The sequence below is a fragment of the Corynebacterium glucuronolyticum DSM 44120 genome, assembly GCF_030440595.1.
GTDB classification, from domain to species: Bacteria; Actinomycetota; Actinomycetes; order Mycobacteriales; family Mycobacteriaceae; genus Corynebacterium; species Corynebacterium glucuronolyticum.
In genome coordinates this window covers 1,140,072-1,162,161 of record NZ_CP047452.1, presented here as the reverse complement: position 1 = coordinate 1,162,161, position 22,090 = coordinate 1,140,072, and the positions used below count along the sequence as shown (strand labels likewise).

At 57.7% G+C, this 22,090-nt stretch carries 11 protein-coding genes; 2 read left to right on the top strand and 9 right to left on the bottom strand.

Annotated features, from left to right (window positions below):
• Window position 1 precedes the first annotated feature (1 nt).
• Window positions 2–295: an Asp-tRNA(Asn)/Glu-tRNA(Gln) amidotransferase subunit GatC gene (gatC, locus tag CGLUCO_RS05320; RefSeq protein WP_005392205.1), complete on the bottom strand. Its 294-nt coding sequence runs from the start codon at window positions 293–295 to the stop codon at window positions 2–4.
• A gap of 227 nt (window positions 296–522) precedes the next feature.
• Between gatC and CGLUCO_RS05315 the strand changes: the two genes are divergently transcribed.
• The gene (locus CGLUCO_RS05315) at window positions 523–1,200 is read left to right on the top strand and encodes an ACT domain-containing protein (protein ID WP_034989622.1); all 678 of its coding nucleotides are present in this window, start codon (window positions 523–525) and stop codon (window positions 1,198–1,200) included.
• Between the two features lie 170 nt (window positions 1,201–1,370).
• On the opposite strand, the gene ligA is transcribed toward CGLUCO_RS05315, so the two are convergent.
• The gene (gene ligA / locus CGLUCO_RS05310) at window positions 1,371–3,410 is read right to left on the bottom strand and encodes an NAD-dependent DNA ligase LigA (RefSeq protein ID WP_005396074.1); all 2,040 of its coding nucleotides are present in this window, start codon (window positions 3,408–3,410) and stop codon (window positions 1,371–1,373) included.
• Window positions 3,411–3,605: 195 nt separating this feature from the next.
• On the opposite strand from ligA, the gene CGLUCO_RS05305 reads away from it, so the two are divergent.
• The gene (locus CGLUCO_RS05305; RefSeq protein ID WP_005392200.1) at window positions 3,606–4,280 is read left to right on the top strand and encodes a 3'-5' exonuclease; all 675 of its coding nucleotides are present in this window, start codon (window positions 3,606–3,608) and stop codon (window positions 4,278–4,280) included.
• 296 nt (window positions 4,281–4,576) lie between these two features.
• Here CGLUCO_RS05305 and CGLUCO_RS05300 read toward each other — a convergent pair whose 3' ends face one another.
• The 7 genes from CGLUCO_RS05300 to CGLUCO_RS05270 all read right to left on the bottom strand — a co-directional run bounded on the left by CGLUCO_RS05300 (window position 4,577) and on the right by CGLUCO_RS05270 (window position 21,599).
• Entirely contained in the window at window positions 4,577–10,363 is a 5,787-nt protein-coding gene (locus tag CGLUCO_RS05300) for a hypothetical protein (RefSeq protein ID WP_198481421.1), read from the bottom strand.
• A 712-nt stretch (window positions 10,364–11,075) separates the two neighbouring features.
• A complete protein-coding gene (locus tag CGLUCO_RS05295) occupies window positions 11,076–11,993 on the bottom strand; it encodes a uroporphyrinogen decarboxylase/cobalamine-independent methonine synthase family protein (RefSeq protein ID WP_005396069.1) in 918 nt (305 codons plus the stop codon).
• The gene (mnmA, locus tag CGLUCO_RS05290; protein ID WP_081446554.1) at window positions 11,994–13,070 is read right to left on the bottom strand and encodes a tRNA 2-thiouridine(34) synthase MnmA; all 1,077 of its coding nucleotides are present in this window, start codon (window positions 13,068–13,070) and stop codon (window positions 11,994–11,996) included. It abuts the gene before it with no gap.
• A gap of 135 nt (window positions 13,071–13,205) precedes the next feature.
• A complete protein-coding gene (locus CGLUCO_RS05285) occupies window positions 13,206–14,372 on the bottom strand; it encodes a cysteine desulfurase family protein (RefSeq protein WP_034989618.1) in 1,167 nt (388 codons plus the stop codon).
• A 581-nt stretch (window positions 14,373–14,953) separates the two neighbouring features.
• Window positions 14,954–16,432 (bottom strand): hypothetical protein, encoded by a 1,479-nt coding sequence (locus CGLUCO_RS05280; RefSeq protein WP_239171027.1) that lies wholly within the window; start codon window positions 16,430–16,432, stop codon window positions 14,954–14,956.
• Window positions 16,433–16,772: 340 nt separating this feature from the next.
• Window positions 16,773–17,357: a DUF3558 family protein gene (locus CGLUCO_RS05275; RefSeq protein ID WP_084036261.1), complete on the bottom strand. Its 585-nt coding sequence runs from the start codon at window positions 17,355–17,357 to the stop codon at window positions 16,773–16,775.
• Between the two features lie 429 nt (window positions 17,358–17,786).
• Window positions 17,787–21,599 carry a phosphoribosylformylglycinamidine synthase gene (locus CGLUCO_RS05270; RefSeq protein WP_084036262.1) on the bottom strand — a complete coding sequence of 1,271 codons (3,813 nt, stop codon included), beginning with the start codon at window positions 21,597–21,599 and terminating at the stop codon, window positions 17,787–17,789.
• Between the last annotated feature and the right edge of the window lie 491 nt (window positions 21,600–22,090).

The window sequence follows — 22,090 nt, the reverse complement described above, 5'->3', positions numbered from 1 at the left end:
GTTATTCCCCCAGAATCTGCGGTACGACGAACTTATCCTCTTCCTTTTCCGGAGCCTGGTCCAGCGCAGCCTCCTGCGACAAGGACGGGGCAACGGTATCTTTCCGCATCGCGGTGTGCGTGGCATGGGGATGGCTCATGGGTTCCACTCCCTCTGTGTCCACGTTCTGAACTGCTGATACGTGGCCAATGATGCCGTCGATCTGGCTAGCGAAGGTGGTAATCTCCTCTTCGCTCAGCGCCAACCTGGCGAGTGTGGCGAGATGAGCCACCTCATCGCGAGAAATTTGAGGCACGCGAGCTTCCCCTTTTCTTTTCTCTAAAGTGTTCTGTTACGAATCGTAAGTGTAGTAACGAGCTACATTCTTATCTCTTTGACTCTACCGTACCCCGCCTCCACAGCAGGCAGCGCGTGCTCCCCATCGACATACCGAGCTGTCTATATCTTCCATTCCGGGCAAGTGTTTGGTTACAATGCCTACGTTAAACCCCAATCAAGAACGATAAAAAGGCTGTGATCGTGATGGAGACTTCTTATCTCATCCGTGTGCTGCTCCCCGACGAACCCGGCGCTCTCGGACGTCTCGCCAGCTCAGTTGGGCTGACCGAGGGAAACATTCAATCCGTAGACGTGGTTGAGCAGTTCCCCGATGGCACAGTCATGGACGATATCGTCATCACGCTTCCCCAGGGTGCTCTCCCCGACACCCTGGTCACCGCCGCCCAGCAGGACGAAAACGCGGTCATCGATTCGATTCGCCCGTTTTCCGGCAGGGTGGATCGACGTGGACAGGTGCAGATGCTCGCACGCTTTGCTGAGCACGCTGCTAGCACCCGCAATGCCCTAGACGAGCTGGCAAACGTCATGCCTCAGACAATGACCGCCGGCTGGTGCATCATTCTGCGCGAAACTCCTGAGCTCACCCGCGTCGCAGCCTCTGCGGCCGCCCCCTCGGACGATGGCACGCACCCCTCCAATGTCGAGGTGGATTCGTGCCGGATGCTCAACCCCGAGACCGAGGACTGGATTCCTGAATCCTGGACGCTTCTCGACGCTTCCCTGGCCGCTGCTCCTCTCACCGGCACCGATCTCATCATGGTCATCGGTCGACCCGGTGGACCGGACTTCCTGGGCTCCGAAATTGCCCACCTGGGAGACCTTGGAGTCATCATCGGGACGATGCTCAGCCGACAATCCTAGATCTGCGGAACAAAAACCTGCGCTGGCTATCCTGCCCGGGAGTGCCCACGTTGGAAAGCTCGACAGGACAGCTCACATAGGAGAGCTTGCATAGGAGAGCCCGCCTAGGAAGGCCTGCACAGGAAACATCGCGGGAAAGCCCTTGCTTCTTGCTGTTTTAGGCAGACAGTTTAGAGAAGCGAGGTCACCGCGCCGGTAGCGAGCAACTCCTCAAACTGCTGTTCGTTGATGATTGGCCGGCCGAGTTCCTCGGCTTTCGCAGCCTTGGAACCGGCGTTTGCGCCCACGACAACGTAGTCCGTCTTCTTGGACACGCTTCCGGATGCCTTGCCACCGCGCTCGATGATTGCCTCCTTCACCCCATCGCGGGTGTAATTTTCCAGCGAGCCTGTGACGACGATAGTAAGTCCCTCGAGCGTCTGTTCCTTGGCCTCTCCACGCTCATCCTCCATGGTGACGCCCGCTTCCGCCCAGGCATCGACGATGGCGCGGTGCCAGTCGACCGAGAACCAGTCGACGATGGACGCGGCGATGACACCTCCAACGCCCTCCGTTGCTGCCAGTTCTTCCTCGGTTGCTTTCCTGATCGCATCCATCGAGCCGAATTCCCGAGCTAGGGCTCGTGCTGCTGTGGGGCCGACGTGGCGGATGGATAGACCCGTAATGACGCGCCACAGGTCTGTTTCCTTCTGTGTCTTCAAACCTGCGATGAGTTTCTTCCCTGCGGCGTTTACGGCCCCCTTGGAGTTGGTGTACACCCGAGAATCCAGCAGATCGTCCTCGGTAAGGGTGAACAGATCCGCCTCGTCAGTGAGAATTCCCGTGCGGACGAGATCCGCAGCGGCCTTCTCACCCAGTGCTTCAATATCGAAGACGCCCCTGCCCGCGATGTACTCCAAGCGTCCGGCCAGTTGGCCCGGGCAGCTACGGGTATTGGGGCACCTCCAGTCCGCATCCTCCTCTTTCGCCGGGGCAAGTTTCGTCCCACACTGCGGGCACAGAGTGGGAAAGACGAAGGGACGCTCCGTCCCATCGCGCAGATCCGCCACCGGCCCCAAGACCTCGGGGATGACTTCTCCGGCCTTCCGGATCACAACCTGATCCCCGATGAGCACGCCCTTGCGATTGACCTCGGATTGATTGTGCAAAGTAGCCATCTCCACTGTTGACCCGGCCACTTCCACCGGCTCCATGATGGCGAAGGGGGTAACCCGGCCGGTCCGGCCTACGCCGACCCGAACGTCGATAAGCTTCGTAACAGCCTCTTCTGGTGGATACTTGTACGCGATCGCCCACCTGGGGGCGCGGGACGTTGCCCCAAGCGCGCGCTGCTGTTCCCGATTATCGACCTTGACCACCATGCCATCCATCTCGAAGACGGCATCGTGGCGGTGATCGGCCCACTTTTCCACCATCTCGTGCACCTCCTCATGGGAGTGCACGACGGTGGTGTATTCCGACACAGGCAGACCAAAGGCAGCGAGCGCCTTGTATGCCTCCGTCTGCGACTCGAAGGAAATCCCCTCCGCAGCGCCAATGCCGTGGCAAACGAGAGTGAGCTTCCGCTTCTTCACTGCCTGTGGGTCCTTCTGTCTCATAGAGCCGGCTGCTGCGTTACGGGGATTTGCAAAGGGCTTCTTGTTTTCCAGCTGCCGCTGCTCATTGACCAAGGGAAAATCGTCAATGGCGATATAGACCTCACCCCGAACCTCCAACACGCTCGGGATCGGGAACGCGTCATTTTCCTGTAAGTGATCGGGAATACCAGTGATCATCCGGGCATTGGCAGTGATCTCCTCCCCCACCGTGCCGTCCCCTCGCGTCGCCGCAGTGGCGAGCTCACCGTCACGGTACACAAGGTCAATGGACACACCATCGATCTTGAGCTCGACGGAGTACGTGTCCGATGGGGTACGGATCAGCCACTGCTCGAGCTCGTCCTTGCTGAACACGTTATCCAGCGAATACATCCGCTCCAGGTGAGCGATGTTTTCAAAGCTTGACCCCTCGGGCGACGGCGCGCCGACCTCGAGAGTCGGACTATCGGGTGCCCGTAACCCCGGGTGCTCCGCCTCCAACTGTTGGAGTTGAGAGAAGAGCACATCGAACTCAGCGTCCGTTATCTCCGGCGTTCCGTTGTAGTACTTGTCCCGGTGATACCGCACCTGGGCTGCGAGCTCCTCCCATCGTGCGTGGAGGGAGGAGTCCATGGGTTGACTGGAAGTTGCTTTGTCAGACACGCGCTTCAGTGTACCTGTGTGTGGCAGATCGCTCACCGACACACGCTTTCATTATGACTGTGTCCCGGCAGGTCAGGCTAAACACGTCTGGGGTGTGTTCAGGCGGTGGTAGCCTAACGTGCATAGCTAAAAATCCGCACACAGTGAGCTTCGGAGGATTGAACCGTGTACTCCTTTGACCCGTCCAAGATGGTGGCTTTCGATCTGGAAACCACCACCAACGATCCCCTGAAAGCCCACGTTGTTACGTCCTCTGTCATCCGCATCGACGGCTCCAATGCCGACGAAACCTATCTGCTGGCGGATCCGGGCATTCCGATCAGCGAGGAGGCAGAGAAGGTCCACGGAATATCCAATGAGTACGCCAAGGCCAACGGTGAGCCCCACGACGATGTCGTCGCCAAAACTGTTGAGCTTATCCGCCGCGGGTGGGATGAGGGCTTCACGCTCATCGTCTTCAACGGTTGCTTCGACCTCACCATTTTGCACCAGTGCTCCCCCGACTTCACTATCGACGGGCTGGTTGTAGACCCGTACATCATTGATAAGAAGAAAGACCATTACCGCGCCGGAAAGCGCAACCTCTCGGCGATGTCGGAATACTACGAGATTCGCCTAGATAAAGCCCACAACTCCAGCGCTGATTCCCTCGCCGCCGCACGCATCGCGTGGAAGCAGGCACGCCGATGGCCAGAAATTACCACCATGGATGGCGATGAGCTGATGGAGAGCCAGACGGTATGGTACTACGAGATGCAGTCCGATTTGGCCAAGTACTTCGCTGGAAAGGGCAGGGACGTGGAAGTGAACCTCTCCTGGCCGCTCCAGCTCTCTTCCTAGCCCCACTACAAACTCGTATCCTGCAGTGCAGGAATACCGGCAGGTCGTCCGCCACATGTTGTGAGCGTGGCCCTGAGGTACGTACGCCTGTTGTGCGTGCGTCTGTGGTGCAACCTTTGCCCTACACAACCCACAAACTAACTACCAGTGGATTTTTACCTGCAGGAAGGCACAGCGACCATGAAAAACACCGCACGCAACGGATCTGTTGCGTGCGGTGTTTTTGCAGTTTTTTGCTGAAGCTCAGCTAGTGGGAGCGGACGCGGGAGCGAGATGCGCTCCCGCGCGTTAACCCATTAGTTGGTTTCTTCAACAGCCTCGTCCTCGGCGGGCTCAACAGAGGAGCCCTTGACGGGGATCATCTTGTCTTCGGAGGACAGGTTGGCGTTCTCGTCCTCGGACACCGCCGAGAAGTCCCAGCCGACACCCGTGGTGCACTTGGATGCGTAGTACGCACCTGTGACCGCGATGAAGGCGGCTGCGCCAAGCAGAGCCAGGATACCCGGGATGTTGATCTGGGCGCCGATGGAGGCGAGCCAGCGGTTGCCGTCCTCCATCCACTGCGGCTGGCGGAAGCCGTTGTCGCCGAAGGGGTTGAGGCGACGAAGTTCATCCTGGACAGATGCCGGGAGAGCCGGAATCTCTACCTGGGTTAGTGCCCCCAGGGCTGCCAGCGGCAGGCCCCACAGCAGCGGGTTCGTCCACGAGTTCGTAGCGAGCTGGAAGCACTTGCCGGCGCTGGAGCCCTCGGCGCTACCGTTATCGTTCGGAACCGGGGTGTCCTTGCCAATGCCACCAGGGTTGGTGTTGAAGGAGTTCGGATCCGTTTGCTTCCCGCCAGCGGCCGGATTCAGTTCCTGACCGTCGCTGATGGAATCGCCATCGGTGTCGGGATTAAGCGGGTTGGTGTTACCCGGCTTGCCGTTCGGATCAAACTGGTTGCCCTTGAACGGGTTCTTGGCACCGGAGACCTCGTCACCATCCTTGATGCCATCACCATCGGTGTCAGGGTTGGAGGGATCAGTGCCGTGCGCCTTCTCCTCGTCGTTGGTCAAGCCATCCTCGTCCGGATCAGCAGAGCCGTCGTAGGTCGGCAGATCTGAGGGGTCCTTCTTGTCGTCGGAACCGTCATTCGGGTTAGTACCCTTGTTGATCTCGTCACCGTCATTGACACCGCCGTGATCGGTATCGGCGTCGGCGGGGTTGGTGATGTGAGAATCGCCCTTATTGGGGTTGATTTCGTCGCCGTCCTCTAGACCGTCGCCGTCAGAATCAGGATTCTTCGGATCGGTGGGCTGACCCCACGGGTTCTTGGCACCGGAGACTTCGTCACCATCGTTGATGCCGTCACCATCGGTGTCAGGCTTCGTCGGATCGGTGTTGTGCTTATGGACCTCATCGCCGTCCTTCAAACCATCGCCATCGGAGTCAGGGTTCTGCGGGTCGGTGCCGAGCTCCTTCTCCTCGTCGTTGGTCAGGCCGTCCTTGTCCGGATCTTCCTTACCGTCGTCCTTACCAGGCTTGTCGCCAGGGGTCTCACCAGGCTTGTCGCCAGGCTTGGTGTTATCGTCGGCAGGATCAGTCGGGTCCGAGCCGTTTTCAACCTCGACACCGTCCTTGACACCGCCCTTATCCGTATCCGGATCGTTCGGATCAGTGACCTTGTCAGAACCACGGGTCGGATCAAGCTCATCACCATCATGGATGCCATCACCGTCGGTGTCCTTCGACAGCGGGTTGGTGTTACCCGGCTTACCCTTCGGATCAAACTTGTTGTCCTTGAACGGGTTACGGTTGCCGTTAACCTCGTCACCGTCATTGATGCCATCACCATCGGTGTCCGGGTTAAACGGATCAGTACCGAGAGCCTTCTCCTCATCGTTGGTCAGGCCATCACCATCAGGATCGGCAGAACCATCGTTGTCACCAGGCTTCTCACTGGGCTTGGTGTTGTCATCGGATGGATTCGTCGGGTTCGTGCCGTTTTCAACCTCGACACCGTCCTTGACACCGCCCTTATCCGTATCCGGATCGTTCGGATCAGTGACCTTATCAGAACCACGGGTCGGATCAATCTCGTCACCGTCGGTGAGACCATCACCATCGGTGTCCTTATTCATCGGGTTGGTGTTGCCCGGCTTACCCTTCGGATCAAACTTGTTGTCCTTGAACGGGTTACGGTTGCCGTTAACCTCGTCACCGTCATTGATGCCGTCACCATCGGAGTCAGGATTGTACGGATCAGTGCCGTGCTCTTTCTCCTCATCGTTGGTCAAGCCATCCCTGTCGGGATCCTGCGAGCCCTTATCGTCGCTCGGCTTGTCGTCAGAAGGCTTCGTCGGGTCAGTGCCGTCGTGAACTTCGTCACCGTCGTTGACACCGCCCTTATCCGTATCCGGATCGTTCGGGTCAGTGACCTTATCAGAACCACGGGTCGGATCAATCTCGTCACCGTCGGTGAGACCATCACCATCGGTGTCCTTATTCATCGGGTTGGTGTTACCCGGCTTACCCTTCGGATCAAACTTGTTGTCCTTGAACGGGTTACGGTTGCCGTTAACCTCGTCACCGTCATTGATGCCGTCACCATCGGAGTCAGGATTGTACGGATCAGTGCCGTGCTCCTTCTCCTCATCGTTGGTCAAGCCATCCTTGTCCGGATCTTCCTTGCCCTTGTCGGTGCCAGGCTTATCACTGGGAGTCTCACCAGGCTTATCGCCAGGCTTGGTGTTGTCGTCGGAGGGCTCTAGCGGGTTTGTACCGTTTTCAACCTCGACACCGTCCTTGACACCGCCCTTATCCGTATCCGGATCGTTCGGGTCAGTGACCTTGTCAGAACCACGGGTCGGATCAAGCTCATCACCATCGTGGATGCCATCACCGTCGGTGTCCTTCGACAGCGGGTTGGTGTTACCCGGCTTACCCTTCGGATCAAACTTGTTGTCCTTGAACGGGTTCTTGGCACCGGAGACCTCGTCACCGTCCTTGATGCCATCACCATCGGTGTCCGGGTTAAACGGATCAGTACCGAGAGCCTTCTCCTCGTCGTTGGTCAGGCCGTCCTTGTCCGGATCTTCCTTACCGTCGTCCTTACCAGGCTTGTCGCCAGGGGTCTCACCAGGCTTATCGCCAGGCTTCTTGGAGTCATCATCCTTATTATTCGGGTTGGTGCCGTCTTTGACTTCGTCACCGTCGTTGACGCCGCCCTTGTCCGTGTCCGGATCGTTCGGGTTCGTTACGCTCTCGGAGCCACGCGTCGGGTCGAGTTCGTCACCGTCGGTGAGGCCATCACCATCGGTATCCGGGTTCATCGGGTCGGTGTTACCCGGCTTGCCCTTCGGATCAAACTTGTCGTTCGTGTACGGGTTCCGGGTGCCGTTAACCTCGTCGCCGTCATTGATGCCATCGCCATCGGAGTCAGGATTGTACGGATCAGTGCCGTGCTTCTTCTCCTCATCGTTGGTCAAGCCATCCTTATCCGGATCAGCAGAACCATCACTTGTGTCAGGAGTGTCTTTATCGTCGGACGGGTCATTCGGGTTGGTGTTACCCTTGATTTCCTTGTCATCATTGACGCCGCCGCCGTCGGTATCAGCCTTGTTCGGGTTCGTTACAACGCGAGTGCCTGTGGTCGGGTCCAGCTCATCACCGTCGGTGAGAGTATCGCCGTCGGAATCCTTCTTCGTAGGATCCGTGTTGCCTGGCTTGCCCTCCGGATCAGCCTTTTCGTTCTTGAACGGGTTGCGGCTGCCGTTGACCTCGTCGCCATCGTTGAGGCCATCGTCATCAGTGTCCGGGTTGTTCGGGTTGGTGACAATCCGGCTACCCTCACTCGGGTTCAGCTCATCGCCGTCGGCGAGACCATCACCATCGGTGTCCTTATTCATCGGGTTCGTATTACCCTCAGGACCGGTAGGATCCGCCTTGCCAGGCTTATCGTTCCTCGAGCCGTTAACTTCCTCACCATCGGTAAGACCGTCATCATCCGAATCCTTGTCGTTCGGATCGGTAACAACATGGCCAGCCTTGTTCGGGTCAACCTCGTCACCATCGGTGAGACCATCACCATCAGTGTCCGGGTTCGTCGGATCCGTATTGCCGACGTTGCCGTTGGGATTGAACTTGCCTGGGAACGGGTTCTTCGTGCCCTTTACCTCGTCACCGTCTTCGATGCCGTCGCCATCGGTGTCCTTGTCATTCGGATCGGTAACAACGTGACCAGCCTTGTTCGGGTCGAGCTCGTCACCGTCGTTGATACCGTCATCATCGGTGTCGGGATCAAGTGGGTTGGTGTTCCCCGGCTTGCCATTGGGATTGTATTTTCCAGGAAACTTACTCTTGGCACCGTTGACCTCATCACCGTCGTTGATGCCGTCACCATCGGAGTCAGGATTGTACGGATCGGTGCCGAGCTCCTTCTCCTGGTCATTGGTTAGACCATCGTTGTCAGGATCAGCAGAACCGTCGTCGCCAGGCTTCGGTCCAGGAGTGCCCTTATCGTCGGAGGGATCGACTGGGTTTGTGCCCTTCTCAACTTCCTTGCCATCGTCGACGCCGCCGCCGTCGGTATCAGCCTTGTTCGGGTTCGTTACAACGCGAGTGCCTGTGGTCGGGTCCAGCTCATCACCGTCGGTGAGAGTATCGCCGTCGGAATCCTTCTTCGTAGGATCCGTGTTGCCTGGCTTGCCCTCCGGATCAGCCTTTTCGTTCTTGAACGGGTTGCGGCTGCCGTTGACCTCGTCGCCATCGTTGAGGCCATCGTCATCAGTGTCCGGGTTGTTCGGGTTGGTGACAATCCGGCTACCCTCACTCGGGTTCAGCTCATCGCCGTCGGCGAGACCATCACCATCGGTGTCCTTATTCATCGGGTTCGTATTACCCTCAGGACCGGTAGGATCCGCCTTGCCAGGCTTATCGTTCCTCGAGCCGTTAACTTCCTCACCATCGGTAAGACCGTCATCATCCGAATCCTTGTCGTTCGGATCGGTAACAACATGGCCAGCCTTGTTCGGGTCAACCTCGTCACCATCGGTGAGACCATCACCATCAGTGTCCGGGTTCGTCGGATCCGTATTGCCGACGTTGCCGTTGGGATTGAACTTGCCTGGGAACGGGTTCTTCGTGCCCTTTACCTCGTCACCGTCTTCGATGCCGTCGCCATCGGTGTCCGGGTTGTGCGGATCCGTGCCGAGCTTTTCTTCTTCCTCGTTAGTCAGACCATCGTGGTCGTCATCCTTAATCGAGGGACCTTCCGTCGCCTTCTTGAGCACACTTTCAAGATCGATGACTAGGACGCGAGCAGGAGTGTTCTGAGCATGTCCTTTCTTCTTGAAGCCCTGCGGGACAACAACCTCGAGCTCCGGAGCACCTGCGGGAACCTCAACGTCCTTAACGTGCTGGAAATTCACCACATCGCGACCGGCCTCATCTTGGGTGGAAAGACTGTAACCAGTCCACTGCTGGAACTCATCACGACCTGTCCTACCCGGGAAGGCCCAATCAACGAGCTTCTTTTTACCATTGTCGCCCGAGCCAAGCAGGATCTGCAGAGCAACGAGCTTGCGGTTTGCAGCAGAGAAGTCCTCGTTGACATAGTCATCGAGGTACATATCGAGAAGCTTCCTCGCAGCGTTCTTCCGAGCTGGCTCAATTGAACCCCACTTCGGTGCTCCCGCAGTACCATAAGCAGTACGGGGGCCAAAGGTCTCTGTCAGAGGCTGAGAAGCTTTATCCCATAGCTTCCAGTCCTTGGAAAATGTCCCGAGGGAAGCATTTCCGTTGTAGACTTCCGGCATTTCGAAGTTGTAGTCGATCGGCAGCGCATAGCGCCCCTGCGGGATCGCAACTACGGTTCCGCTCCTCTCCAGTGCCCTGGCATAGAATCCCCACGTTTCCTGATCCTTAAAGGATGCAGGCCTGTTGAGTGCGAGTGGCGGCTCCGCCGCATCAGCCACAGTTACCACTGGGCTATGGGGCGCTACAGTCACCCCCGCAATAACTGACAATGACGTGGCTGCAGCCACAGCAATGCGGAACCCAGTGCGCTTCAGCACCTTCTGGGTTCCGCTGGATGAAGAACTCATGTTACCTCCAGTCCGACACCGGCATAAATTATATTTCAATCATGAAATTAAGTCGGCATTAAGGTTTCTTAAATTTCGCACTTAATAAAATCACATCTTCCGTACCTGCGCAACACATACAAAGGTAAGTCTATGAAATATTCAATTCGCAGGTTATTGGAGTTTGTCCCGCCAACCACACAGCCACCCCCTTACATTCCCCCATTTGACGTGTGCACTTACAGGAATCGCTACTACCTCAGGTTGCTCAGTTTCTTGTAAGTTTTCGTCGCAAAACCAATTACTTATGTTTGCCCCGAAAATTTACCCCTGTACGCCCTATTACCCCCGAATTACCCCCCACGAAGCAGATGTGCTTCACATGCACACCACAGGTACCAAATACAAGATCTCCTCAGCGGCCGTCCAGATTGGAGCTCAGGTGTGCACCACTCCCCTCAAAGCCCCACAGTGCATCTTCGCCCACACGCTAAATTCCGGTGGATGAATTCTCCTTAAGGATTACTCACCTGTCTCTTACATCGCAGGTCCTTACGCGCGATCGAATACCCCCTGTCGTTTAGCCAGACTCAGACAAGAGAGGATTCTCCGGTGAGCACGAGGACAGGATAAATTCCAACAATTTTCCTCACCAGTTAAATGTTAAGCAGCTCACCAGTTAAATGTTAAGCAGTGTGTAAATGCGGTGGATAGCGTAAGCGACTACCGCGCATTAGCGGATGAAGCGGTCAAGCTCGTACGCCGTGCGGTATGCCTCCGCTCCACCTCGCGCCCAAATATCAAAGACTCCCCTGTCCTGTCCGAGCTCACTACAGACGCGCTCGAGTTCATCACGATTGGCAGACACAGCACAGTGGCCACCTGCATCGGCTAACTCTTCGAGTGCTGTACCCGCAGCATCAAGTTGTGCGGAATTGGTGACGAATGCCAGATCGATCAGCGCCCCCTCACTTGGCATTACGTCCCATTGCGGGGCGTACCCGATCTGGTTGATTACGGGAACATAGGCTACCTGCTCGTCGACAGCGGCACGCACGGCCTCGTAAGCAGGAAACAAAACTCGCTGTAGCTCGTCGACCGGCACCGGGCGGAGAGTGTCGAAATCGGATGTCCCCGGCACTGCCCCTGCTCGGATGGACCCAAGATACGGCTCGTCGAATTGGACCACGATGCGAGAGGAGGAAAAGCGCCGCGCAATGTCTTTCGCATGAGCAACAAGACCTGCAGTAAGAGCCTCAGATATGTCAATGGTCGCCGACCTATCGCTCAGCACGCGGTGCCCGTTGGCAAGCTCCATCTTCGTGGCCAAAGACCACGGCCCGAGACAATGTACCTTCACCGTATCCGCATGGGACGGCCAGAGCTCCTCCACCGTATCGATATCTCTGTCAAGACCGTCTTTGGCCCGATTAGCAGCGCGACTGCCGCGTGGCGTGACTACCCAACCACGGGAGCGAACGTCGACGTGAAGGCCGTCGACAAGCGCGGTCGTTCGGCCGACCGGATCGTACCAGGGTCCGCGAGCGGAAAGCTGCGGGATGTGCGGGAGATCCCCCGTCTCACTAATGACGATATCGCAGGCTTCAGCAAAGGTGGCGGCGGTAACTTCACCGACCCCTAGGGCAACCATCTAGTGCACCGTCCCGCAGATCGTGCCGGAACCGAGGACGATGTCACCGGCTTGGTCTGGAAGGTAGACAACTGCCGCCTGACCACGTGCAACGCCAGACAATGGTTGCTTGAGCGTCAGCGTCATAGTATCGCCCTCAATGTGCGCAGAACACGGCACAACCTCCCCATGCGCACGGACCTGCACCTGGCACTCCACATCTCCATTGAACGCAGGATGCAGTTGCTTGAGGCGGTCAGCGATGATCGTATGGACTGCCAGGTGCTCGCGCGGACCAACAGTTACGGTTCCGGTTGCTGCATCAATGTCCGTCACATAACGCGGCCGTCCGTCAGCTGCGGGAACGCGGATGTTCAGTCCCTTGCGCTGACCGATGGTGTAGCCATAGACACCGTCATGGTCCTGGAGCTTGTTGCCGTCTTCATCCACAATTACGCCGGGGCGCATACCGATGTGCTTACCCAAAAAGGCCTTCGTGTTGCCGTCGGGAATGAAGCAAATGTCGTAGCTGTCCGGCTTTTTTGCCACGGAGAAACCGTGCCGAGCGGCTTCTTCCCGGATCTGGGGCTTCTCTGTATTGCCCACAGGGAAGTAGCAGTGTGCAAGTTCATCGGCGGTCAGCACACCAAGCACGTAGGACTGATCCTTCTTGGGATCTACCGATCGCCGCAAATAGCCGTTCTCATCGATGGTCGCGTAGTGTCCAGTGGCGACAGCATCGAAGCCGAGGGCGATGCCACGCTCCAGCAGTGCCCGGAACTTGATCTTCTCGTTGCAGCGCAAGCACGGGTTGGGTGTTTCCCCCATCGCGTAGGATTCGACAAAGTCGTCGATGACGTCTTCTTTGAAGCGGTCGGAAAAGTCCCACACGTAAAACGGAATGCCCAGCTTGTCGCACACGCGACGAGCGTCTGCAGAATCTTCAAGAGAGCAGCAGCCACGGGAGGATTCCCTAACGGATTGTGGGTCTCGCGACAGTGCCAGGTGCACGCCTACAACATCGTGGCCTGCCTCAACAGCTCGCGCTGCGGCGACGGCACTGTCCACTCCTCCACTCATTGCTGCAAGAACTCTCATGGCTATTCTCAACACTTCCCGCGTTCGTCTTATTCCCACCCGTGGACGAACGAGCAGGTTGATAATCGGCTACCAGTAAACAATCGGCTAGTCAGTATAGGACCTTTGTCCACGTGTAGGAAACGCCTACTTTGTTTAGGCCATACCAGCCAATCGTGCACGCTCAACCACGTCGGCGGCATGAGCGAGAAGGAAGTCCACGTCCTCCTGGGAGGTCGTCCGGCCCAGGGTGAAACGAATAGCACCGCGGGCAACTTTCTCTTCAACTCCCATCGCTAGGAGAACGTGCGATGCCCGGTTCACGCCAGACGAGCATGCCGAGCCTGCGGCAACCTCGATTCCAAGGGAATCGAACAGCATGATGAGAGAATCCGCCTCAGCACCAGGGAAACTGACGAAGAGGTGTCCGGGCAGGTTCGGCTCGCTCGTGTGCACGACGAGCTTGTCGACGCTTTCCTTCAGGCCGTCCCGCAGCCGTGCGGTGAGACTTTCCAACCGTGCGCGTTCGCCATCCATTTCGGTCACCGCTTCCCTTAATGCCACCGCAGTTGCCATCGCTCCGGCGGCATCAGGAGTTCCCGGGCGGATTCCCCGCTGCTGGCCTCCCCCTGTGATGACCGGTGAGGGTACCGGTGAACGCTTTGCCAGAAGAATTCCCACTCCTCGTGGCCCGCCGAATTTGTGAGCGCTGGCTGCCATCGTTGTCGCCCCCAGTGCGGAAAAATCCACGGGAAGGTGCCCAACCACTTGAACGGCATCGACGTGGAGGGGAGTTTCGGTTTCCTGGCATTTTTCTGCCACCTTGGTGATCGGCTGGATGGCCCCGGTCTCGTTGTTTGCCCACATAACCGCCGCAACGGTGGCAGGCAAATCCAGGAGTTCAAGGTCTTCGATGTGCCCCGACGAGGTGACCGGCAGGTAATCCACCTGAACGTGTGGCATCCGCGTAGCCAGGGATGACACCGTCTCTTTGACGGCCGGGTGCTCGATCGGTGTGGTGACGATACGTAGCGTTTCTTCTCGGTCCACTGCATTTTGAAGGAGTCCACGGACAGCCAGGTTATCCGCTTCAGTACCAGAACCCGTAAAGATCACCTCAATCGGCTCGCAGCTAAGCGCATCAGCGATGATCTCCCGTGCCTCAGCGAGCACCGCCTGTGCTCGCCGTCCCGATGCGTAGCTGCCTCCGGGGTTCAGGACATCGGAATTTTCTCCCCACGCATCGACCGCTGACTGCCGTATAGGCGTTGTGGCAGCGTGATCAAAATAGTGGGAAGTGGTTCGAGTCGTCCGAGTGCTCATGGTGAAAACAATACTGTCATCGCCCAGCACGCCAGCTAGTAGGGCGGATCATCCACGGTCACCCCAGAGTAGCGACATATCCAGCCCTGTAAAGGACAATCACTGAAACATGTGTCGGCTACGTCCACGCCATGTCCAGAAATCATCGCCCATCTCTCTGATTGAAGGCTGTGTGCACGTTTTCCACTTCTCTCCATCTTCCCTTCCCCATTCACTCCCCCTTTCTAAACGTTTCCCTTCCCCATTCACTCCCCCTTTCTAAACGTTTCCCTTCCCCATTCACTCCCTCCTAAAGTTTCCTTTCCCGCTTCGTTTCCCCCTTCTTACCTTTCTCATCGCTTGTCGACGCTCCACTGGTTACCCGTTACCCCGCCCCTCGGCATCGCTACGATGGGCGCACCTCTGTGGCGACGGGGTTGCTGTCCCCATGGCACTGTTATTCCCCAGTCGCACCGCTGAATACCTGTTGTGCCGCCGTGTCCCAGCTACGCCACCAACTGTGAACATCCTCGCTACCACTGCACGGCCCGATGGCATCTACCAGTCACCTTTACGTGTACCGGCCACCGTTACTAAGCCAGTTAGGAGCGCGCCCATGCACCGATGGTGCCTGGAACCATGGGTGGTACCTCTCCGAGGATCGCCTTGGTGTTGGCGTCTTGCTCCAGCTCGGAGAGGACGGTCTTCACCGGTCTGGTCGTCTTCTTGTCCTTACTCGCCCCCATGTTCATGGGCATCACTCCACGGCCATACCCGCCTGTTGCTCGACTACCAGAGGCCGGAACCCCCACGTTTCCTCCATGGGCCGTACCAGCGCGGACTGTACTACCTGTGTGAGACCCGCTGTCAGGAATTGCCGGTAGCTTGCTGAACCCCACTCCACCTAGGCCACCGGCGATATTCCTGGCAGCAGTCCCACCACTGATGGCACCAAAAGCACTACCAGCAGCAATTCCACTACCGCCCTGGTGTTTACTGCTACCTGCAGCAGATGGCAATCGTTTGCCAGCTGTGGTGCCGCGTTGACCACCGTTTCGACCCACACCTGCTGGAGCCACGGTCGACACCGGGTGTGTCTCCGACCTATCGACGCAGGATCCACCCCTAGCGTTAGCTCCTCCAACACCGCTGTTTACTGCTCCCACAGGCACCGCAGCCCCGCCCTCGATACCTTCGCGCCCGAGATCCCCAGGCACAGACGAAATCACTGGCATACCGGTCCCAGCCGGGGAGGATCCCACTGGGGTGAGCCCACCACCATGTCCACCAGCTAATGGCACGGTCAATCCCTGCGGAGCGGTATGCGACTGACCAGCTAACACTGGAGTCTCCTCAAGACGCGCACCCGGTGAAGCCTCGACCTGTTGGCTGACCGACCCATCGTCGGTGGCGTGCTGTAACGCACGAACAAGCACGGGATCCGGGTTACCAGACCGGATCCTTTCCAACTGGCCATCGAAGTCCTTCTTAGATCCACTCACCAGCTCATCCATCTCTGCCTCCCACGCCCCACCAGTAGAGGGTGGTACAACGGTATCGAGGAGTGAACCCACTCGAGGTTCTGCCAATGACAGCAATGGAGGCATTGCCACCCGGGCATACGCCACAAGTGCCAACTGCTCTTGTAGCTGACGCGCACCTGGAATCGGGTTTGCCAACACGGAACCATTGATCGCACCGGCCGCAGCAATTCCCAACTTATGTGTCAGCCCGATTCGCCCCGACCACCTGGCCATCGCTTCCGCATTCGTCCCAAAGGACTCCGTCGCCTCACTTGTAACCCGCAACTTGTCAACAATCGCATCGATAACCTCACCGCGGTTGGCGTCCACAATTCCGTTAGCAATACTGCGCAACCGACCAGTTACCTCCACCATAGAAGTGTGCAACCCCTTCCACGCCGAGGCCGCCTCTCCAATAGCAGAAGTGTGGGTGGTGAAATAATCCCGCAGCAATTCCAGCACACTCCCCGCTGGCACAACCACCTTCTGTCCCACCACAACGGGCACCGGTGCCACGTGCTCTGGAAGAGCAATCATTCCCAGCTTCTCAGCCGGCACACCACCTGATTCACCGCCACAAATTCCCGGACTAGAGCCCGCATCATGCAAGCGATCTAATGATCGAGCAAACACATCTTCCTGCGCCTCAAACCCATGCACAGTCGCCTGTAAGCCACGCGCAAGCCCACTGATCACTTCCCCCAACCCCTGAGCTACAACCCTCGCAGACCCCGGCCCCGTATCCAATACGCCTGCATGCTCCCGACCCAACTGATCTAATCCAGAAACACGGGTGAAACTACCGAGGTTGTTGTTAAGAGCAATTTTCGATGCCAACCGTGATGAGTGTTCGCCAACTTCGCCCAGTGCCCTGGAGCAATCAAGCAATTGGTCCGGATCAATTTTTACGGTACTCATTGAGTTTCTCCCCGATCAATAAATCAAAGTAATTTTCAGCCTGCGCGCACTGCTCCGGCTCCGATAGATCAACCTCAAATGAAGGTTTGAAGTGAACCTCTACAGTCCCGCGCGGGGTCTCGGCAGCTATGTTGCAAGAATCGTCTGATCCATCTTGTTTGTATGCAAGAGCCGGATGTTTAGATTCCTTAGGCGAGTAGTCGAGCGTCAACCACCTCCGTGTCACAGCTGCGAGTTTGTAAGCGCCACCAGACATGATGACCATTCCACCGTCTTCAGTGTCGAAGGAACAGGAGTCGAGACCTTCACGGTCGGGGATCCCCGTTTCATCTGGCAAACGCATTAGCCCTAGCTCCGCTAGTCTCTCCTCTGTCACATCCGCACACGGCTGAGCCAGATGGAAGTTAGGATCCCAGCGATCGAAAAGGTATGGCTCATCCTCCGGTGAGAGGCCTTGGTCAGCTCCCAGAAATTGAGCACATCCGGAGAGAAAAAGAATTGACAGCAGAGTAAAGACGAAACCGCTCCTGACGGTTGAAAAACCTGATGCTTTACTTCGATCCATACTATTCCTCCTTTCAGCAGACGTTGTGCATCTCCACTACTTAGACGCGATGAGCAGTTCATCTGGTTCCGTAACTAGCGAAGCTTTTTCCATCGCGTCCAAGCCACCAACCGCTAACAGAAAAACACGCACGCGGACACCAAATTGTGCGCCTGCTGGCCCACTGCACCGGTAGACACCTGCAGTGAACCACGCCCCGGCACTGCGCGCACTCCGTCCGTGCACAACCCAGCGTGAACTCCCCCAATATGCGGGGTGCCTCGTACCGCCAAAAAAGATCGATCACATTAAGTGGCCGCATCTGTGTAGAGCAGCTCTGCGGGCATCTACACATAACTTGTCAATATCCCACACAAAAATGTGGCCTGGTGAGAAGTTGCTCACCAGGCCACAGCGGAACGAGTCGGGTCTAACCGGCTCCTGCGGTGTTTACTTCCTGTTCTTGCAGTACGTCACCGCGTTGAGGAAGATGTCCTGCGAATAGATACCGGGGATGTTCTTCATCAAGCCCGGGCGGAAACGCTCTGGGTGCCCCATCTTGCCCAGGATCCTGCCGTCGGGAGAAATGATGCCCTCGATGGCGTAGCTCGAGCCGTTCGGGTTGGCCGGCGCCTCCATCGTCGGAATTTCATTCTCATCCACATACTGGAACGCAACCTGGTGGTGAGCAAACAGCTGCTTGGCATCTTCCTCACTGACGACGAACCTTCCCTCACCATGGGACACGGGTACAAGGTGGGTTTGGCCAGGGGTAAAGGTCGCAAGCCACGGCGAATCCACAGAGGCAACACGGGTCGTGGCAATCCTGGAGACGTGCCGTAGCTGGCGGTTGTGGGCCAGCGTGGGCGAGGTCTCTGTCAGCTTGGAGGGATCACCGTAGGGCAGGAAACCACTCTTGACCAGAGCCTGGAAACCGTTACAGATGCCGAGGACAAGGCCATCGCCAGCAACGAAGCTGCTCACTGCCTGCGCTACCTCCGGGGTGCGCAGGAATGCGGCCATGAACTTTGCGGAACCATCTGGCTCATCGCCGAGGGAGAACCCGCCGGAGAAAGCGAGGATATCGGCTGTGCCGAGCTTGTCGATGAATACCTGCGTGTCCTCCTCCAGCATCTGCGGAGTGAGGTTGCGAATGACGAGGAACTCGGTTGTAGCACCGGCAGCCCGGAATGCCTCGGACATGTCGTACTCGGAGTTCGTTCCGGGGAATACCGGCAGCAGCACGTGGGGCGCTGTGCCCTCCGCCGCGTCGGAGTGGTCACCGGAAACGGCGGTGGCCTCGGCCGGGGATTGCGCCTCGGGAAGCTTCGTGGCGAAGTCTGGCAGGTCTTCACCAGCGGCATCGTTTAGCGGGAAGACGCTGCGGTAACGCTCCTCCGCAATGTCCAGTGCCTTGTCGACGCTCAGGTGTTCAGCACCGAAGCTCAACTCACCGTCATTGGTGGTCTGGCCGAGAAGACGTGCCGATTCGGGAACGGTTACCCCCTCCGAAACAGCGAAAACGATGCCACCAAGGTGTGCCTCCACCCAGGAGATATCGGCACTGCCGGTAAATCCAAGGCCGTTACCTGCAACCATGTTGACAATCGTTGCACCGATACCGGCTTGGGTGACAGCAGAAGCAGCACGAACCTCACCACGGGCAGCAAGCGCCGTGAAGTCTGCGAAGTTGGTGCGCAGAGCCTCGTAATCCGGCTCGCCGGATTCCAGCGGAGTGTGTGGCAGGAGGTAGAGGGGCAGGCCTGCGTCGGGGATCGCCGCGCTGATAGCGTCTGCCTTATCTATCACGGCGACGGCGAAGGTAACAAGCGTCGGCGGGACGTGCAGTCCGTCACCATACGTACCGCTCATAGAATCCTTACCACCGATCGCGGCGACTTGGAAGGCATCCTGCGCTTCCAGCAAGCCGAGGATTGCCTGGGTAACCTCGCCCCAACGCTCCGGCTCCTGGTCAAGGCGCTGGAAGTACTCCTGCACCGTCAACCACGCCGTAGTGGCATCGGCACCCGCCGCGGTAAGACGGGCAAGTGCCTCCACCACGGAGTAGGCACCCATGAGGAATGGGGACTCACTAGCAAGCTCCGGGCTGTAGCCGTACGTCATCACCGAGGAGGTCGGTGTGCCGCCTGCAACAGGAAGCGACTGGATGGATGCCATCTCGAATGTCTTCTGATGCTTGCCACCGAACGGCATCAATACGGTGGAGCGGCCGACCGTGGAGTCGAACTGCTCAACCATGCCCTCTTGCGAACCGCCTGCCGGGGAAGCAAGCGCCTCAGCAACGCTCGCGGGAGCAGCGTGCGGGGCCTCCATGGGGGCGTCGACAAGCGACACGGACTGGGAACGGGCCGCCCCGTTGGTATCGATGAACGCGCGAGACAAATCGAGGACGAGATCCTCACCGTTGAACATCCGCAGGCGACCAGAATCTGTCACCTCGGCGAGCTGCGTCGCCTCCAGGTTCTCCGTCTCCGCGAGTTCGATGAACCGCGCCGCGTTTTCGGCACGCACAACGACGGCCATTCGCTCCTGAGACTCCGAAATCGCGATCTCACGGGCGTTGAGGCCCGCGTACTTCAAAGGCACGCGCTCCAGATGAATGTCGAGGCTGTCAGCCAACTCGCCGACGGCAACAGCTACGCCACCGGCACCGAAGTCGTTGCAACGAACGATCATCTGCGCAACCTCAGGGTTGCGGAACAAGCGCTGAATCTTGCGCTCATTAACCGGGTTACCTTTCTGAACCTCCGCGCCGGAGGTAGCAAGTGAGGTGTCGTTATGTGCCTTCGACGAACCTGTGGCACCACCAATACCGTCGCGGCCTGTACGACCACCGAGGATGATCACCACGTCACCATGTGCGGGCTCAAGACGCTTTACGTTTTCTACCGGAGCGGCAGCAACAACAGCGCCGAGCTCCATGCGCTTGGCCACATAGCCTGGGTGTACAAATTCGCGCACGTTCGTGGTGGCCAGACCGATCTGGTTGCCGTAACTGGAGTAACCGGCCGTCGCGCGCGCAGAGATGTCCGCCTGCGGCAGCTTGCCTTCCAGCGTCTCTTCGCGCGGGGTGTTGATGTCGCCGGCACCCGACAGGCGCAGCGCCTGGTATACCCAGGAGCGACCGGAGAGGGGATCACGGATAGCCCCGCCCAGGCACGTCGACGCGCCACCGAAAGGCTCGATCTCCGTCGGGTGGTTATGCGTTTCGTTCTTGAACATCAGGAGCCATGGCGACGGTTCGCTTCGCTCACCGTCGCCATGAAGGACATCAGATCGCTCACCGTCGCCATGAAGGACATCAGATCGCTCACCGTCGCCACGAGAGATGTCCACATAGACGGAGCATGCGTTGATCTCCTCCGAGACTTCCTGATCATCCATGACCCCCGTACGGCGAAGCTCGCGGCCCATGATCGTGCCCATATCCATGAGGGTGCGTGGCTTATGCGTCCTGCCGTTCGTCTCGCGGAGCTCATCATAACGACGCAGCGCGCGAGCAAGTTGATCCTTAAAACGACTGCCCTCATTGGCAATGTCCGTGAGCTCAGTGTTGAAGGTGGTGTGGCGGCAGTGATCCGACCAGTACGTATCAAGAACTGAAAGCTCCACATCCGTCGGAGTGCGCCCCTCCTCACGGAAGTATTCCTGAATGGTTTCAAGGTCAGCGAGGTTCATCGCCATCCCGCGCTCAGCGAGAAGTGCTTCGAGGCCAGCCTCATCAAGCTCATTAAAGCCGGGGTACTGGCGCAAGGGCTCAACGGATCCCGTAGCCGGCGCTTGGAGCACCTTCATGTCCTTCTCCCCCGCTTCAACAGGGTTAATCAGGAATGAACGGATGGCAGCGCGGGCTTCGTCAGACTGGGCAGGTTCAAATACGTAAAGAACTGCCGAATAGATTGACGCTTCCGTTTCCGGCTGGACAAGACGCAAAGCCTGGTTGGCTGCATCAGCTCGCTGATCGTACTGACCAGGAAGGGGCTCAACAGCAAGGAAACCCGAGGCCGAATTCAGAATCTCTGTAAGCTCTTCGGAAGTAATCCTGTCGTCGACACGGTCATCGCACACGATCGAGGCGCTCAGTGATTCGATGTCCGATTCCGAAGCGGAAAACACATCGTACAGGTTGAGAATTTGTACGGAATCGAGCTGAACACCCGAGAGATTATTAAGTGTTGCAAGCAGCGCGCGCTCCTCGTCGCGGAACTGGGGCTTGCGGCGAACTGCGAGACGTGCATCCATGAGATGGAGGGGCCTTCCTTGCATTAAATTTGGCTATTTCTTCCGCATTTAGTCTAGTCCAGGTCGATCCTCACTAGATAGTTCCGTGCCAGTTAACAGACGTTCTGCCGACGTTGGTCCCCGCCATCGACTCCTCCCCGTTCCATTTTCCACAACGACAAACGAAAATGCCCTCACGCACGCCCTGCTATGCTCACAGGTTTTTCAAACTACCCCGCACTTCAGAACGCAAGGACAGTTGTTATAACAGGGATTTACGTGCTTAGTTAAGTTTAAATAAGTCAACCTAGTTTTAGGTTAATTCCTTTTCGTCTCGTTTACCAGACTATATATTTTTCGACTAGACAAAGACAGAAAAACGTGTATGGTTACCTGTCGGCTCGGGAAATTGTTCAACCATTTCGGTTCTCCTCAGCCATGCTCGTTTCACGTTACCTACCGGAGGAAAAATGTCTCGTCTGTCGTACATTCTCGGTGGCCTGATGGCAGCT